Source organism: [Flexibacter] sp. ATCC 35103 (assembly GCF_001975985.1).
Classification (GTDB): Bacteria; Bacteroidota; Bacteroidia; order Flavobacteriales; family Flavobacteriaceae; genus Flavobacterium.
Genome location: NZ_MTQF01000006.1, coordinates 93,783 through 112,000, shown reverse-complemented (window position 1 = coordinate 112,000; position 18,218 = coordinate 93,783). Strand labels below are relative to the sequence as shown.

9 protein-coding genes are annotated in these 18,218 nt (G+C 35.2%); all 9 read left to right on the top strand.

What is annotated here, in order from left to right:
• The first annotated feature begins 3 nt into the window (after positions 1-3).
• The 9 genes from BXU01_RS13875 to BXU01_RS13835 all read left to right on the top strand — a co-directional run bounded on the left by BXU01_RS13875 (position 4) and on the right by BXU01_RS13835 (position 18,044).
• Positions 4-1,578: a glycoside hydrolase family 28 protein gene (locus BXU01_RS13875; RefSeq protein ID WP_083693757.1), complete on the top strand. Its 1,575-nt coding sequence runs from the start codon at positions 4-6 to the stop codon at positions 1,576-1,578.
• 57 nt (positions 1,579-1,635) lie between these two features.
• Entirely contained in the window at positions 1,636-2,553 is a 918-nt protein-coding gene (locus BXU01_RS13870) for a glycoside hydrolase family 43 protein (RefSeq protein WP_083693756.1), read from the top strand.
• A gap of 194 nt (positions 2,554-2,747) precedes the next feature.
• The gene (locus BXU01_RS13865) at positions 2,748-4,613 is read left to right on the top strand and encodes a six-hairpin glycosidase (RefSeq protein WP_083693755.1); all 1,866 of its coding nucleotides are present in this window, start codon (positions 2,748-2,750) and stop codon (positions 4,611-4,613) included.
• 161 nt (positions 4,614-4,774) lie between these two features.
• Positions 4,775-7,519, top strand: coding sequence for a glycoside hydrolase family 78 protein (locus BXU01_RS13860; RefSeq protein ID WP_083693754.1), 2,745 nt, complete (start codon positions 4,775-4,777; stop codon positions 7,517-7,519).
• 114 nt (positions 7,520-7,633) lie between these two features.
• Positions 7,634-9,061: a S9 family peptidase gene (locus BXU01_RS13855; RefSeq protein WP_083693753.1), complete on the top strand. Its 1,428-nt coding sequence runs from the start codon at positions 7,634-7,636 to the stop codon at positions 9,059-9,061.
• Positions 9,062-9,441: 380 nt separating this feature from the next.
• Positions 9,442-11,907, top strand: a complete 2,466-nt coding sequence (locus tag BXU01_RS13850; protein ID WP_083693752.1) for a glycoside hydrolase N-terminal domain-containing protein — start codon at positions 9,442-9,444, stop codon at positions 11,905-11,907.
• Between the two features lie 285 nt (positions 11,908-12,192).
• On the top strand, positions 12,193-13,761 hold the full coding sequence (locus tag BXU01_RS13845; protein ID WP_083693751.1) for a glycosyl hydrolase family 65 protein: 1,569 nt from the start codon (positions 12,193-12,195) through the stop codon (positions 13,759-13,761).
• A 240-nt stretch (positions 13,762-14,001) separates the two neighbouring features.
• Positions 14,002-16,761, top strand: a complete 2,760-nt coding sequence (locus BXU01_RS13840; RefSeq protein WP_083693750.1) for a glycoside hydrolase family 78 protein — start codon at positions 14,002-14,004, stop codon at positions 16,759-16,761.
• A gap of 137 nt (positions 16,762-16,898) precedes the next feature.
• Positions 16,899-18,044, top strand: coding sequence for an exo-alpha-sialidase (locus BXU01_RS13835; RefSeq protein ID WP_083693749.1), 1,146 nt, complete (start codon positions 16,899-16,901; stop codon positions 18,042-18,044).
• Positions 18,045-18,218 lie beyond the last annotated feature (174 nt).

Sequence of the window (18,218 nt, the reverse complement as noted above, 5' to 3'; positions counted from 1 at the left end):
ACAATGAAAATCAAATCAATAATAATCATAATCTGCTTCATCACAGGATTCAACACCGCTTTTGCAAACGATGGCTGGTTGAATATCCTAAACGAAGGCGGAAACAACAAAGGAATAAAATGCACCGAAGCTATTCAGAATGCGATTGAAAAGGCTTCTAAAAATGGTGGAGGAACAATTTTTTTTCCTGCAGGAGAATATCTAACAGGCGCTTTAAAACTAAAAAGTAATATTACGATTCATTTAGATTCAGGCGCATTATTAAAATTTTCAGACAATTTTGATGATTATTTGCCTTATGTAGAAATGCGTTATGAAGGATTGGTAATGAAATCTTTCTCCCCATTATTTTATGCAAAAGATGCAGAGAATATTACCATAAAAGGAAGAGGCGTAATCGACGGACAAGGAAAAGCATGGTGGAATGAAGTATACCGAATCGAAACCGCAAAAGGACCAATCGCCCTAACGAAATATCAAAAAATGTGGGACGAACAAAATCAGGGAATTGTTTATTCTGATTATTACAAAAGAACGATTGATAAAAAGTTTTTCAGGCCCTCTTTTTTTCAGGCATACGGCTGTAAAAATATTTTGATCGAAGGCGTTACATTCCAAAACTCTCCATTTTGGACCATAAATCCTGAATTTTGTGATAATGTAACCGTAACAGGAGTCACCATTTTTAATCCGCATTCGCCAAATACAGACGGAATAAATCCTTCTTCGTGTAAAAATGTTCACATTTCGAATTGTCATATTAGTGTTGGTGATGATTGTATTACGATCAAATCCGGCAGGGACGAAGACGGCCGTAAATATGCAAGACCCACAGAGAATGTTACGATTACCAATTGTACAATGTTAAGCGGTCATGGCGGAGTTGTAATTGGAAGTGAAATGTCTGGCGGAATCAAAAAAGTAACGATTTCAAATTGTGTTTTTGACGGTACAGATCGCGGAATCCGTATAAAAGCAGCTCGTGGACGCGGTGGTGTTGTAGAAGATATTCGAATAGATAATATTGTAATGAAAAATATTAAGGAAGAAGCAATTGTATTGAGTCTTTTTTATGATAAAGATACCAAAGTAGAACCCGTAACTGAAAAAACCCCTATTTTCAGAAATATTCATATGAGTAATATTACGGGTTCGAATGTTAACAAAGCAGGACAAATTTTAGGAATTACAGAAATGCCAATTCAAAACATAACTTTCTCAAATATCAATATGGATGGTAAAGAAGGTTTTACTTTAAACACAGCAACAGAGGTAGAATTTCATGATGTAAAAGTAAATGCCACAATAGGTTCTTCTTTTAAAATATCAGATTCTAAAAATATTATTTTAGATAATGTAGGTTCCTCAACTCCGGTAAAAGGAATTCCGGTGATTAAGCTGGAGAACGTTTCGAATATGATGATTAATAATAATTTTCCATTTAATGCAACTGATATTTTTATTGAAGCCGATGGAAAAGAAACAAAGAATATTTTCCTGAAAAACAATGTCTTTAACAACGTAACAACGACAGTTAAAAAAGGAAAAGATTTAGATAAAAAAGCAATTTCAGAATAAAAATTGGTGGGACATCTTTTAAAGTTTTAAACTTTGAAAGATTAAAGAGAATACAACATGAAAAAAACATTCATCATAATAATCCTTTTTGTTTTTGCAATTTCTTATTCGCAGAAAAAGAAAGAAATTTATCTGTTCACGTCTTTCAGAGAACCTGCAACCGAAGGTTTATATCTGGCGTACAGCGAAGACGGTTACAACTGGAAAGGACTTGAAGGATCTTTTTTGAAACCTGAAATTGGTGCAAGCAAAATCATGCGAGATCCTTCTATCACAAAAGGAGCTGACGGAATATATCACATGGTTTGGACGACAGACTGGAAAGGTGGAAACGGTTTTGGATATGCCAGTTCTAAAGATTTGATTCATTGGTCACAACAAGAATATATTCCCGTAATGAAAAATGAACCGGAAGTCGTAAATGTTTGGGCACCGGAAATTTTTTATGATGATGTCGAAAAAGAATACATTATTATTTGGGCATCAACGATTCCGTTTCGATTTGAAAAAGGAGTAGAAGAAGAGAAAAACAACCACAGAATGTATTATGTAACGACGAAGGATTTTAAAACTTTCTCAGATACGAAATTATATTACGAACCTGGTTTTAGTGTCATCGATTGTGTGATTGTAAAAAAAGGCAAAAAAGAGTATGTTTTGGTTTTAAAAGACAACACAAGACCCATGCGAAATATAAAAGTAGCTTTTGGAAAATCACCTTTAGGACCATTCAGTAAAAGTTCAGAACCATTAACAGAATATTTATCAGAAGGACCAACAGTAGTAAAAGTGGGAAAAAATTGGCTGTTATATTATGATAATTACGGTTCAAAAAATTATAAAGCTTTAAGCACATCAGATTTTGCACATTTTGAAGATGTTTCCTCAAAAATAAGTCTTCCAGAAGGTCATAAACACGGAACGATTACCACAATCTCTGAAGAAGTTTTAAAAGGATTAATAGAAAACAAATAAAAAAAAATCTGCCAAATCGGCTAAATCTGCGAGAGTAAATTTTTTTCACGCAGATTTAAATTGATTAAAGCAGATCAAACTGATTTTTTAATTTTAGTGTGTATTAAATAAAAGAAGATTAGATTTTTTTTTTAAATATCTGCATCCATCAGCTAAAATTTGCAAAATCTGCGTGAAACAAAAAAAATAAAACAATGATTGCTTTCCAAAACATAAAAACCAACTTATTAATTACAGCCACAATTCTATTGACTTGTACAGCTGCAATTGCGCAAAATGATACTGTGCGTTATGTTGGTAAAACGCTTTCAAATGTCGATTATCATCACGGTCAATTAAGTCCGGCAGTTGGCGTTCATGCAACGCAAATTATGCGTGCAAGCCGTGAACATCCTGAAAAAGCTGATGGTTTTGGCTGGACATACAACCACCAACCTACAATGGCATATTACAATGATACTTTTTATCTTCAATATCTGAGTGATCCTGCGGGAGAACATATTCCGCCGAGCCAGACCTTGATTATGACTTCAAAAGATGGTGTGACGTGGAAAATGCCAAAAGTAATTTTTCCTATTTATCACATTCCTGACGGATGGAAAAAAGAAGGTGTAGAAGGAGTTGCTAAAAATCTGGATGCGATTATGCACCAAAGAATGGGCTTTTACACGTCTAAAGACAAACGACTATTTGCTTTGGCGTATTATGGAATTGCGATGGATGAAAAAGACGATCCAAACGACGGAAAAGGAATTGGACGCGTAATTCGTGAAATCAAAAAAGACGGAACTTTTGGCGAAATCTATTTCATCAGATATAATAAATCGTGGGATAAATCGAAATCATCTTTTCCTTTTTACACACAGGCAAAAGACAAAGGATTAAAAAAAGCGTGCGAAGAAATCCTTTCAGATCCTTTGATTTTACAGCAATGGGTTGAAGAATCAGATCGCGATGATGAATTGATTCCGCTAAAAAAGCCCTATAAAGCTCTAAGTTCTTATCATTTACCAAACGGAAATGTAGTAGGTTTATGGAAACACGCTTTGACTTCGATCAGTAAAGATGGTGGAAAATCATGGGAATATATACCCGTTCGTGCTCCCGGTTTTGTAAACAGCAATGCTAAAATCTGGGGCCAAAAAACATCTGATAACCGTTATGCAACCGTTTACAATCCATCAGAATATCGCTGGCCTTTGGCTATTTCAACAAGTGATGACGGGTTGAATTACAAAGACTTATTATTAGTTCATGGCGAAATAAGTCCAATGCGTTACGGCGGAAATTATAAATCTGCAGGACCTCAATATGTTCGCGGAATTTCAGAAGGAGACGGAACTCCGCCTGACGGAAAACTTTGGGTAAGTTACAGCGTAAACAAAGAAGATATTTGGGTCGCGTCAATTCCTGTTCCGATTGTAAGCGCGGTTAGTGAAGATGTAAATGATATTTTTAATAATCTACCTGACGGACAAGAATTGAAATTATGGAATACCTATGATTTGTCCTGGGCATCTGCCAAAATAGAAAAGAAAACTGACGGTAAAAAATGGCTGACCTTAAGAGATCAGGACTTTTTTGATTATTCGCGTGCAGAACGTGTTATTCCGTTTGCAGAAAAAATGGAAGTAACTTTTACCGTAAAACCAGAACAAAATAATCACGGTTTATTACAGGTTGAATTTCAAAATAAACAAGGATTACCGGCTGTCAGACTAACTTTTGACTCAGACGGACAATTAAAAACAAAAACAGGAGCCCGTTCTAATACCATTGCGAAATACGAAGCAGGAAAAGAGTATAAAGTAACCTTGAAACTAAACGTTAAAACCCGTTCATACACCATAAAAGTAAACGACGAGAAAGAATCGACCAGAATATTCTATGCTCCGGTAGATGGTTTTGAGCGAATTATGTTCCGTACAGGCGAACAAAGATATTCGCCAAATCCGGATACGGCGCCAGATACAGATGATTATGATGATCTGCCTCAAACCGGAAAATTAATCCCGGAAGCCGTATTTAATATTCAATCGTTGATTACGAAAAAGTTATAAAAATAGAACGCGGATGATACGGATTCGTTAAAGCGAAGACGCAGATTTACACAGATTTTTTACTATTTATTATTGATATTAAAAAACAAATAATCCATTTTTATCCGCGTTTTTACGAAGTGAATCCGCGTCATCCGCGTTCTAAATCTCAACAATAAGAAATGAAGAATTTAAAATATATATTGTTCCTCTTTTTAACAACATTAGTTTCTAATGGACAAATTTCTGTCGTGCATCTAACCTGCGAAATGACTGAAAACCCGTTAGCTGTAATTCAGAATCAACCAAGATTAAGCTGGCAATTGATCTCAAATGAATCAAATATCTCTCAAACAGCATATCAAGTTTTAGTTGCTTCTTCTGAAGAAAAATTAAAGAAAGACGAAGCAGATGTTTGGGATAGCAGAAGAGTAAATTCAGATAAAAATCTTCGAATAACTTACGGCGGAAGCCCATTAAAAAGTGAAACCAAATATTTTTGGAAAGTAAAAGTTTGGGATCAGAATTATAAAATTTCGAAATGGAGCAAAATAGCTTCTTTTAGAATTGCACCTGTAGATGCAGATTTAAGTCCAATCTGGATTGGAGCAATTACAAAAGCAGATAGTCATTTGCAGGAAGGTAGAAATTACCATTCGGCAACTTACAAAAGAGAAAAAAAAGATGCCATAATAAATGCTTCAGATTCATTGTCTCGCAGAAGTATTATGCTTCGTAAACCATTTTCGGTTAAAAAAGAAATTAAAGAAGCGGTTGTTTATATTTCCGGATTAGGGCATTATGAATTAAGGATAAACGGAAAGAAAATAGGCAACAGCGAGTTTGCCCCTTTATGGACAGATTACGATAAAACGGTTAATTATAATACTTATGAATTATCTGGAAAGCAATTAAAAAATGGTGAAAATATAATTGGCGTTCTTTTAGGAAACGGAATGTACAATACGCTTGCCGAAAGATATACTAAGTTTTTTGTGAGTTTTGGTCCGCCAACTTTATTTTTCAAAATGAAAGTAACTTATAAAGACGGTTCTGAGGAGATTATAAAATCTGATCAAACCTGGAAATACAGCAAAAGTCCCATTATCTATAACAGTATTTTTGGAGGCGAAGATTATAATGCCAATTTAGAGCAAAAAGGCTGGGATTCGAAAGGATTTAATGATTCGAACTGGAAAAAAGTTGTTATTCAGGAAGCACCAAAAGGAATTTTACGAGCTCAGACAGCTCCACCAATTACGATTCAGAAACAATATAATATTAAAGAAGTAAAAGAGCTAAAACCGAACTTTTATGTTTTTAATATGGGACAAAATCTTTCGGGATTTCCAACCATAAAAGTAAAAGGTAAAAAAGGGCAAACCGTTCGGGTTTGGGTTGGCGAAGGTCTAAATGATGACGGAACTATTAGTCAGGGAAGATCAGGAAAACCGTATTATTATGACTATACTTTAAAAGGCGAAGGCGTAGAAGAATGGCAGCCAAAATTTAGTTATTACGGATTTCAATATGTTCAGATAGAAAACATTAATTATAAAGAAACGAAAGATCAGAATTTACCAACATTGGTAGATTTAAAATCGAATTTCATTTATAATTCAGCTGGAGAAGCAGGAACTTTTGAATCTTCGAATGTAATTTTTAATAAAGCACACGAACTGATTAATAATTCTATAAAAAGTAATTTTCAAAGTGTTTTCACCGATTGTCCGCAACGCGAAAAATTAGGTTGGTTAGAAGAAATTCACTTAAACGGGCCGGGACTAATGTTCAATTATAATCTCGAAAGTTATATTCCGGCAACGATGCAAAATATCGCAGATGGACAAAGAGAAAATGGTTTGATCCCCACAATTGTTCCAGAATATGTAGTTTTTGGAGGCGATTTTACCGATTCACCAGAATGGGGCGTAACCGGAGTAATTCTGCCTTGGATGTATTATGAATATTACGGAGACACTTCTTTATTGGAGAAATATTATCCGGTCATGAAAAAGTACGTTGATTATTTAAGCACAAAAGCAAAAGATCATATTGTTTCGCACGGTTTGGGCGATTGGTACGATTACGGAACGCATGCAGCAGGATATTCAAAAAATAGCCCAATTGCACTTTCGGCAACTTCACATTATTTTTATGGAGCAAGTTTAGTGGCAAAAGCAGCAAAATTATTGAACAAAACAGAAGATATTTCGAAATATGAAATCCTTACTGCAGATATAAAAACTACTTTTAATAAGGAGTTTTTTAATCCGGAAACCAAACAATACGGGACCAACAGTCAGTTTAGTAATGCCGTTCCTGTTTTTATGGATATCGTAGAACCGCAATATAAAGCTGCAGTTATGGATAATTTATTGAAAGATATAAAAGCAAAAGGAGACAGATTAACCACGGGTGATGTTGGAAACCGTTATTTATTTCAGGCTTTGGCACAAAATGGCGAAAACGAAATGTTGTACAAAATGAACAATCATTATGACGCGCCGGGTTATGGTTTTCAGATCAAATTTGGCTTGACCACTTTAACCGAACAATGGGATCCGCGAAAAGGAAATTCATGGAATCATTTTATGATGGGACAAATCGAAGAATGGTTTTATAAAAGCTTAGCCGGAATTGTGCCAGATGATAAAAATCCGGGTTTCAAACATTTCTTTATTCAGCCGGAAGTTGTAGGCGATATGACTTTTGTAAAAGCGACTTACAAATCTATTTATGGAAATATTGCTTCTGAATGGGAAAAGAAAGACGGAAAATTAATCCTGAAAGTGGAGATTCCGGTGAATACATCAGCAACAATAAAATTGCCAGTTTCGGTAAATTCAGAAATAAAAGTGAACGGAAAAACAACTAAAAATTTAAATTTAGGTTCAGGAAAATATACAATTGAATGTAAAATATAAATAAAATAGCCCACGAATTAAACGGATTAAAACAGATTAGCACAGATTATTTAAATAATATAATTAAAATCCGCTCAACCCGCGTCATCCGTGTGCCATGTCAACAATAATAAAATGAAGAATATTACAAACATAAAATTCGCTATTCTGCTCTCAATCTTTGTATTGACATTCTCAAATGCGCAAATAACTTCTGATGAAAATTACAGAAAACCAGTTTCAGAAACCCTCAAAAAGATTGAAACTATTTTTCATGTCACAATCAATGACGACAGAGGTTTATTGAAGGGAAAAGAATTAGATTATGCCGATTGGAGAATTGAGCCGGGAAATTTGCCCATTTCTTTAACGAACATTTTAGCTCCTTTTGAATTGATGTATTTTAAACAGCCGGACGGAACGTATATCATCAGAAAATATGAAAACCATAAAGTTTCTGTTGATAAAGGAAAAGAACGTCTGGATTATTTAACGACTTTATATTCGAATGTAACCGAATGGGAAACTCGTAAAAAAGAAATAAAAGCGTGTATGATTACGTCTTTTGGATTGGATAAAGCACCAGGAATGCCAAAGTCAAAACCTATTTTAACGCCAAAAAGAGTTTATAAAGATTACAGTATCGAAAATATCGGATTGGAAATTCTGCCGGGAGTTTATGTAACAGGTTCAATTTACAAACCATATCCTTTTAATAAAAAAGCTCCGGTAATTTTAACTCCGGACGGACATTTTGGTGACGGAAGATATCGAAAAGACGAACAATATCGTTGTGCAATTATGGCTAAAATGGGCGCAATTGTAGTAAGTTATGATTTGTTTGCATGGGGAGAATCTTTGCTTCAGTTTCCTGAACAAACACACAGAAATAGTATTGCATCGACGGTACAAGTTTTAAGCGGAATTCGATTATTGGATTATTTATCAACTCAAAAAAATGTTGATATGTCTCGCGTTGGCGTTACAGGCGGTTCCGGCGGAGGATCGCACACGATGTTTTTGGCGGCAATTGATGACAGAATTACTGTTTCTGCTCCGGTTGTAATGGTTTCTTCTCACTTTTCCGGTGGATGTCCTTGCGAAAGCGGCCGCGGAATACACCTTTGTGGAAACGGAACCAATAATGCAGAAATCTCAGCGATGATGGCGCCAAAACCACAATTAATAGTTTCTGACGGAAAAGACTGGACTTTGGCAGTTCCTGAATTGGAGTTTCCTTTTATTCAAAGAACCTATGAACTTTACGGTAAAAAAGATTTAGTAGAAAATGCGCATTTTGCAAAAGAAGGACACGATTTCGGGGTTTCAAAACGTATGGCTTTGTATCCGTTTATGGCAAAATATTTAGGTTTGGATTTGAATAAAGTAAAAAATGAAAAAGGCGAAATCGACGAATCGACTTGCGTGATAGAACCTTATGATAAATTATATGTTTTTGGTAATAAAGCTGAAAATTTACCTAAAAATGCGTTAAAAGATATCGACAAATTATATGAAATGTTTGGCGAGAAGAATAATAAGATTTACGAGGTTAAAAAATAGCCACGAATTCACGAATTATTTTTTATCTCTATAATCTGCTAAATCTGTGAGAGTAATTTTTTCACGCAGATTTAGCAGATCTGACAGATTTTAATTAGTAAAAATACTTTAATCCATGACTAAATAATTAGAGAAAAACAATAAAGTTTGTAGTTAAGAAATAAGAAAAGTTGCCACGAATTCAAGAATTATTTTGTCACAGGTTACAATGATTAGAAGAATTTTTTTATCTCCATAATCTGCTAAATCTGCGAGAGTAATTTTCACGCAGATTTAGTAGATTGAGCAGATTTTCAATAATTTACAAAATAAATTTGAGAAATTAAACACAAAGATAAATTAGAGTTAATTCGTGAATTCGTGGCAAAAAAAACATAAGCATGAAATTAAAAATTAAAATTACAGCGATTTGTATTGGACTTTTTTCGCTTACAGCAATGGCGCAAACCAATAACGAATTAAAACTCTGGTATGATAAACCAGCTGCAATCTGGAACGAAGCTTTGCCTTTAGGAAACGGACGTTTGGGCGCTATGGTTTTTGGTGATCCGGCAGTAGAGCGTTTGCAATTGAACGAAGAAACGATTTGGGCAGGTTCACCAAACAGTAACGCGCACAACAAATCAATAAAAGCGTTGCCAATTGTACGTCAGTTAATTTTTGATGGAAAATTTGATGAAGCTCAGGAATTGGCTACGCAGGATATTATGTCGCAAACCAACGACGGAATGCCATATCAGACTTTTGGAAGCGCTTATATTTCGTTTCCGGGACATCAAAAATATACCAATTATTACAGAGATTTAGATATTGAGAATGCTACGGCAAAAGTAAAATATACGGTTAATGGAGTTGAGTTTACAAGAGAAGTTTTAACCTCATTTTCAGATCAGGTAATTGTTGTGAAACTTTCGGCAAGTCAGCCGGGACAAATTACTTGTAATGTTTTTATGAATAGTCCGCTTGATAAAACGGTTTCCGCTTCAGATGGAGATCAGATTTTGCTTTCGGGAATTGGAAGTAATTTTGAAAACCAAAAAGGAAAAGTAAAATTTCAGGGAAGATTAACGGCTAAAAATAAAGGCGGAGACGTTTCTTCAAGCAACGGAATCATTAGTATAAATAAAGCAGATGAAGTAACGCTTTATATTTCGATCGCGACGAATTTCAAAAATTATCAGGATATTTCAGAAGACGAAGTGGCGAAAAGCAAAGCATATTTGGCGAAAGCGGAAACTAAAGATTTCGATAATATCAAAAAAAATCATACTGCATATTATCAAAAATTCTTCAACAGAGTTTCTTTTGATTTAGGAACAAATGAATTGGCAAAGAAACCAACAAATGAAAGAATTAGGGATTTCTCTAAACAATTCGATCCGCAATTGGCGAGTTTATATTTTCAGTTTGGGCGTTATCTTTTAATTTCTAGTTCACAGCCTGGAGGACAACCGGCTAATTTACAAGGTATTTGGAATGATATGGTGACGCCGCCGTGGGATAGTAAATACACCACAAACATAAATGCCGAAATGAATTATTGGCCGGCAGAAGTCACCAATCTTTCAGAAATGCACGAGCCTTTTATTCAAATGGCAAAAGAGTTGAGCGTTACCGGACATGAAACGGCAAAAATAATGTACAACGCAAACGGTTGGGTTTTACATCATAACACTGATATTTGGCGAGTAACAGCTCCGGTAGATTATGCAGCATCAGGAATGTGGCCTACGGGCGGAGCCTGGGTTTCTCAGGATTTATGGGAAAGATATTTGTATACAGGAGATAAAAAATATCTTGCAGAAGTTTATCCAATTATAAAAGGAGCAGCAGATTTTTTTCTTGATTTTATGGTCTTGGATCCCAATACAGGTTATTTGGTAGTTGTGCCGTCAAGTTCGCCAGAAAACACACATGCCGGAGGAACAGGAAAAGCAACAATAGCTTCGGGAACTACAATGGATAATCAATTGGTATTTGATTTATTTACCCACGTTATTGAAGCTTCAAAATTGGTTGCTCCGGATGAAGCTTACGCCAAAAAAGTAAGTGAAGCTTTGGCAAAAATGGCTCCAATGAAAGTAGGACAATACAGTCAGTTGCAGGAATGGCAAACCGATTGGGATAATCCGGAAGATAAACACAGACATATTTCGCATTTGTATGGCTTGTTTCCGAGTAATCAGATTTCGTCAATCAAAACGCCTGAATTATTTGAAGCTGCCAAAAACACATTGAATTACAGAGGCGATGAATCTACAGGTTGGTCGATGGGCTGGAAAGTATGCTGGTGGGCAAGATTGCAAGACGGGAATCACGCTTATAAATTATTACAGGACCAATTGCATTTGGTAACTGCTGAACAAAGAAAAGGTGGCGGAACGTATCCGAATATGTTAGATGCGCACCAACCATTTCAAATTGACGGTAACTTTGGCTGTACTGCCGGAATCGCCGAAATGCTGATGCAAAGTCAGGAAGATGCGATTCATTTATTGCCTGCTTTACCAAGTGTCTGGAAAGACGGAAGTATAAAAGGTTTGGTTACAAGAGGTGGTTTTGTAATTGATATGACTTGGAAAAACAATAAAATTTCTGAACTGAAAGTGTATTCTAAAATAGGAGGAAATTGTCGATTGAAGTTAGAAAATAGCTTAAAAGCAGGTAAAGGAATTTCGATGAAAAAGGCAAAAGGTAAAAATGTAAATCCGCTGTTTTATGATGTTGAAGTTAAGAAACCAATTATCTCAGATAAAGCCAGTTTAAAGAAAGTGGTTTTGCCAAAATATAATGAATATGATATTGCAATGAAAGCAGGACAGACGTATATTTTTTATGGAAATTAATTTAGCGCAATTAGACCTGACAGGTTTTTAAAACCTGTCAGGTCTCGATATAAATAAAGTTTAATTTTTCATTCTGAGGAACGAAGAATCTTCGTTGCCAGATCGACATAATTGGCGATTTTGATTGCGAGAATGGATTGAAATCTATTACTATAATATAAACCGTTCCTATGAACTTTATCTTCTTTGTGAAAATTCCGGAGGAATGATTCATATTGTAGCAACGGATTTTAATCCGTTGAAAAGATGTGTTGAAAAAAGAATTTTAAAAATAATAATTTGAATATGTTACATCATTTTAAATACAAAATAATTGCTTTTATAATCTTGATTTCAACTTTAAACATAAGTTGTAAATCAGGAATAAATTCATCTAAAAAAAGTTTGGCAGTTGTCTTAAAAGAAGAAAATTTCAAACATTATGTTGATTATTTCAACACGATGGAAGATGAGAATATAAAAGGAGCAATTCCGAATGATTCTGCGTGGGTTTGGATGGAAAAGAATATTCCGTTGTTTGAATGTCCGCAGCAAAATTTTGAAGAGATTTATTATTTCCGTTGGTGGAGTGCGCGCAAACATATCAAGAAAACGCCTCAGGGATTTGCGATTACAGAGTTTTTGGTAGATCGTTCTTATGCCGATAAATACAATATGATTAGTTGTGCTTTGGGACATCATATTAATGAATTTCGATGGATTCATAATCCGGAATATTTGGAGCAGGATGTTCATTTGTGGTTTAGAGGAAATGACGGCAAACCAATGAAAAAGCTCAGAACTTTTAGCAGCTGGACGTCTGATGCATTGTACAACAGATATTTAGTAAATAAAGACGATAAATTTTTGTTGGATATGTATCCTGATTTGGTCGCAGAATATGCGGCTTGGGAAGGTGATAGAAAACGTAAAGACGGATTGTTTTGGCAATTTGATGTAAAAGATGGAATGGAAGAATCTTTAAGCGGAGCCAGAAAATTTAGAAATGCGCGCCCAACGATTAACAGTTATATGTTTGGAAATGCAACAGCTTTGGCGAAAATAGCAAAGCTAAAAGGCGATACAAATCAGGAAACTTATTTTGAAGCTAAAGCAGATACACTTCAAAAATTGGTTGAAACAAAACTGTGGAATACTAAAAGTGAGTTCTTTGAAACGTTTACTGAAAAAGATACATTAGCACAAGTTCGGGAAGCGATTGGTTTTATTCCGTGGTATTTTAATCTGCCTCAGAAAGACAAAGGTTTCGAAAAAGCGTGGGAACAAATTAAAGATGAAAAAGGATTTTCGGCCCCATTTGGGTTAACAACGGCAGAGAGAAGAAGTCCGCGTTTTAGAACACACGGAACTGGAACTTGCGAATGGGACGGCGCTATTTGGCCTTTTGCGAGTTCACAAACATTGACGGCTTTGGCTAATGTTTTGAATAATTACGATCAGAATTTTGTTGCCAAAAGCGATTATTTCAAACAAATGGATTTGTATGTGCAATCACAATATTACAGAGGAAAACCCTATTTGGGAGAATATCTGGACGAAACAACAGGATATTGGTTAATGGGCGACAGAGAACGCAGCCGTTATTACAATCATTCGACTTTTAATGATCTGATGATAACTGGAATAGTTGGTTTAAGACCAAGAGCTGATGAAAAAATTGAAGTAAACCCATTGATTCCGCAGGAAAAGTGGGATTGGTTTTGTTTAGATAATGTTTTGTATCACGGTAATATTATTACTATTCTTTGGGATAAAACCGGAGAGAAATATCATAAAGGAAAAGGATTTAGGATTTTTAAAAATGGTAAGGAAATTGCTGTTTCTGAGAAATTGGAGAAGTTAGTTTCGGAGTAAATTATTGGCCCACGGATTTTGCGGGTTTAACGGGTTAGCGCCGGTTTTTCGTTTGGTTTGTCATCCTGAGCGAAGTCGAAGGACACGCAAGAAACTCTACTATCAAAATCGCCAATCTTTATCGATCTGCGTGTGTCCTTCGACTTCGCTCAGGATGACATAAAATGAGAATAAAACCTGCGTCAATCCGTCAAATCTGCGGGCAAAAAAACAGTATAGCATACCACTAAAACACAAAACATGAAAAAGTTTTTTTTACACATAACATTCATCATTATAATACTGATTTCAATTTCGGCGAAAGCCCAAAATAAAATCAGCGTTACCAATTTGCAATGCGAAATGCTGAACAATCCGGAAGGAATTGACGTTGTGAAACCAAGATTGAGCTGGCAAATAAATGCAGATATCAACGATGTAAAACAAACGGCGTATCAAATTATTGTGGCTTCTACTTTAGAAAATTTAAATTCGAATAAAGCTGATTTATGGGATAGCGGAAAAATTGAAAGTGACGCATCGGTAAATATTATTTATAGCGGAAAAAAACTGGACGACAGACAAAATGCGTTTTGGAAGGTAACGGTTTTTACCAATAAAGGAGAAATTCAATCGAAAGAAAATGCTCATTTTAGTATGGGAATTTTAAATTATGCCGATTGGAAATCAACCCGATGGATTGGGTATGAAAAAGCTTCGGTAGGAGACAGTATTTCTCAGTATTCGAAATTGTCTGCCAGATATTTAAGAAAAGAAATCAACTTAAAAAAACAAATCAAAAATGCCAAGGTTTATATCATGGGCATGGGTTTGTATGAATTATATATCAACGGAAATAAAATTGGTGATCAGGTTTTAGCGCCGGTTCCAACGGATTATACCAAGAATGTCAAATACAATGTTTTTGATGTGACTTCGCAATTGAAAGAAGGTAAAAATATGTTGGGAACAATTTTAGGAAACGGACGTTTTTTTACCATGCGTCAGGATTATAAACCGTATAAAATTAAAACTTTTGGGTATCCAAAAATGGCTTTGCAATTGTTCGTTGAATATACCGATGGAACAAAAGATATCATTAGAACTGACGACACTTGGAAAGTAACCACAAACGGACCTATTTTATCGAATAACGAATATGACGGCGAAGAATATGATGCCCGCAAGGAAATGAAAAATTGGAATACGATCAATTTTGATGATAAAACTTGGTTAACGGCAGAATATGTTCAGGAACCGGGAGGTTTTTATGAAGCCCAAATGACGCCAAATATGAAAATTATGGGCGAAGTAAAACCCATTTCTATCAAACAAACTCTTAAAGGAACTTACATTCTGGATATGGGACAAAATATGGTGGGATGGCTGCAATTAAAAGTAAAAGGAAAAAGCGGTGATAAAATTACCTTGAAATTTGCCGAATCATTACAAGCAGACGGATCTTTATATATCGAAAATTTACGCGACGCCAGAACTACTGATGTTTATACTTTAAAAGGCGAAGGTGAAGAAATTTGGGAACCAAGATTTATATTTCACGGATTTCGTTTTGTAGAAGTTTCAGGATTTCCGACAAAACCAACTTTGGATGATTTTGTTGGAAAAGTAGTTTACGATAATATCAAAACCATTGGAACTTTTGAATCATCTGACGCAACTATGAATCAGATTTTTAAGAATGCCTATTGGGGAATCAGAGGTAATTATAAAGGAATGCCAATCGATTGTCCGCAACGTAATGAACGTCAGCCCTGGTTAGGCGATCGTACAACGGGTGCATATGGCGAAAGTTTTTTATTTGATAATCAGACTTTGTATGCCAAATGGCTGGATGATATCAAAAATGCTCAAACAGCAGATGGCGGAATTCCGGATGTTGCACCGGCTTTCTGGCGTTATTACGGTGATAATGTGACTTGGCCCGGAACATATATTACGGTAGCAGATATGCTGTATCAGCAATTTGGTGATAAAAAAGTGATTGAAAAACATTATTCCTCCATGAAAAAATGGGTGGTGTATATGGAAGAAAATTATCTGGTTAAAGATTTAATGACCAAAGATAAATACGGAGATTGGTGCGTTCCACCGGAATCTTTAGAATTAATTCACTCAAAAGACTCTGCAAGAACTACCAATGGAGAATTAATTGCCAGTGCTTTTTATTATCATTTACTGCAAAAAATGAAAAAGTTTGCAGCAATTAATGGAACAAATTCTGAAGATATTCAATATTACGATTCCCTTTCTGAAAAGATAAAAACGGCTTTTAATGCGAAGTTTTTTGATCCAAAAACAAATAAATACGCAAACAATACGGTAACAGCAAATTTGCTTCCGCTGGCATTTGGGATGGTTCCTGAAAACCTGAAATCAAAAGTGTTTGATAATATTGTGCATGAAGTCGAAGTCACATACAAAGGGCATATAAGTACCGGAGTTATAGGAACTCAGTTTTTAATGCGAACATTATCTGAATACGGACGACCAGATTTGAGTTATAAACTGGCATCGAATAATACGTATCCAAGTTGGGGATATATGGCTAAAAATGGCGCGACGACAATCTGGGAATTATGGAACGGGAATACGGCTGATCCTAAAATGAATTCTCAAAACCATGTCATGTTATTAGGGGATTTGTTGATTTGGTATTATGAAAATATTGCCGGAATCAAAAGTAATCCTCAAACTCCGGGTTTCAGGGAAATCATCATGAAACCTGATTTCGAAACGGGATTAACATTCGTTAATGCTTCATATGAATCGATTTATGGAACCATAAAAAGCAACTGGAAAAAATCTAAAAACAATTTGCAATGGAATATTACAATTCCTGCCAATACTGCTGCAAAAGTGTATTTGCCTGCTACAAATGCTTCAGATATAGTTTTGAATGATGAAAAGCTGACTAAAATAGTCATATCTTATAAAATAGAAAATAATAAACAAGTCTTGACATTGCCTTCAGGTTCTTATGCAATAAGCGTTAAACGTTAATTTTAAATAATTCGGGATAGTACAGGATACATCTTTAATTTTTTAGTGTTATTTTTACACTTAATAAATAATTTTGCTTTAAAAATTATTAGGAATGCATTAAAAATCAAAAATTTTAATTCAAAATAAAATTAAGAATGAAGATAATAAAGTTAACATTTGTCTTGTTTGGGGTTTTGCTTTTTGTGAGCTGCAAACCCACTTTACAGAATAAGACCTGGAAAGAAGGTATTTTAGTTGATGAATTTATTTATGATAAAGCGCCATATCCTTCTTGCCACGCTGTTACGATTGTCGAAGCTTCAAATGGAGATTTAGTTTCCTCCTGGTTTGGCGGAACTCACGAAAGACATCCTGACGTTTGTATCTATGTAAGCATCAAACCAAAAGGGAGTGATAAATGGAACGAAGCCACTAAAGTTGCTGATGGAGTAATGAAAGAAGGCCCGAGATTACCAACATGGAATCCGGTTTTGTATCAAATTCCTGGTGGAGACTTAATGCTTTTCTATAAAATAGGACCTAAACCATCTGAATGGTGGGGCGTGATCAGAACTTCATCTGATAACGGAAAAACATGGTCTGAGGCACAAAAAATGCCTGATGGTTTCTTGGGACCAATCAAAAATAAACCAGTTTTATTAAGCAACGGAACTTTATTGTGTCCGTCAAGTATCGAAGGCGACGGCTGGAGACTTCGAATGGAAAGCACGCCTGATTTTGGAAAAACATGGATTATGGGCGATACTTTACCTAGAGGAAAACAAAAAATAAACGCGATTCAGCCTAGTATTTTATTCCACAAAGATGGCCGTATTCAGGCAATTGGAAGAACCAGAAACAGAGCCATTTTTAGCACATTTTCTAAAGATAACGGAAAAACCTGGTCAGATGTAGAATTAATTGGTTTACCCAATAACAACTCAGGAACTGATGCAGTAACTCTAAAAGACGGAAGGCATTTATTAGTTTACAATCATGTTCTTCCTCCGGGAACAGAGGCAAAAGGCCCAAGAACTCCTTTGAATGTTTCAGTTTCGAAAGATGGGATTCACTGGAATGCAGCCTTAGTTTTAGAAGATTCAAAAATCAGTCAATATTCTTATCCGTCCATGATTCAGAGTTCTGACGGAATGGTACATATCGTTTACACCTGGAGAAGGGAAAAACTGAAATATATAAAAATCGATCCTGATAAATTGAAAACACTCCCAATCAAAAACGGAATCTGGCCCGGAGACGAAAACAAAGTCGTAACGGCTGTTAAGGCAGAAGAAGAGTAATTTGAAAAAAAAATATTTACCACAGATTAAAAAGGATTAGAATGATTTTTATTTTATTTAATCTCCAAAATCCGCCAAATCTGCGAGAGTTAATTTTTCTCGCAGATTTGGCGGATTAGCAGATTTTTTAATCAATTAAATCCTTTTTAATCTGTGGCAAAAAAATAAACAATT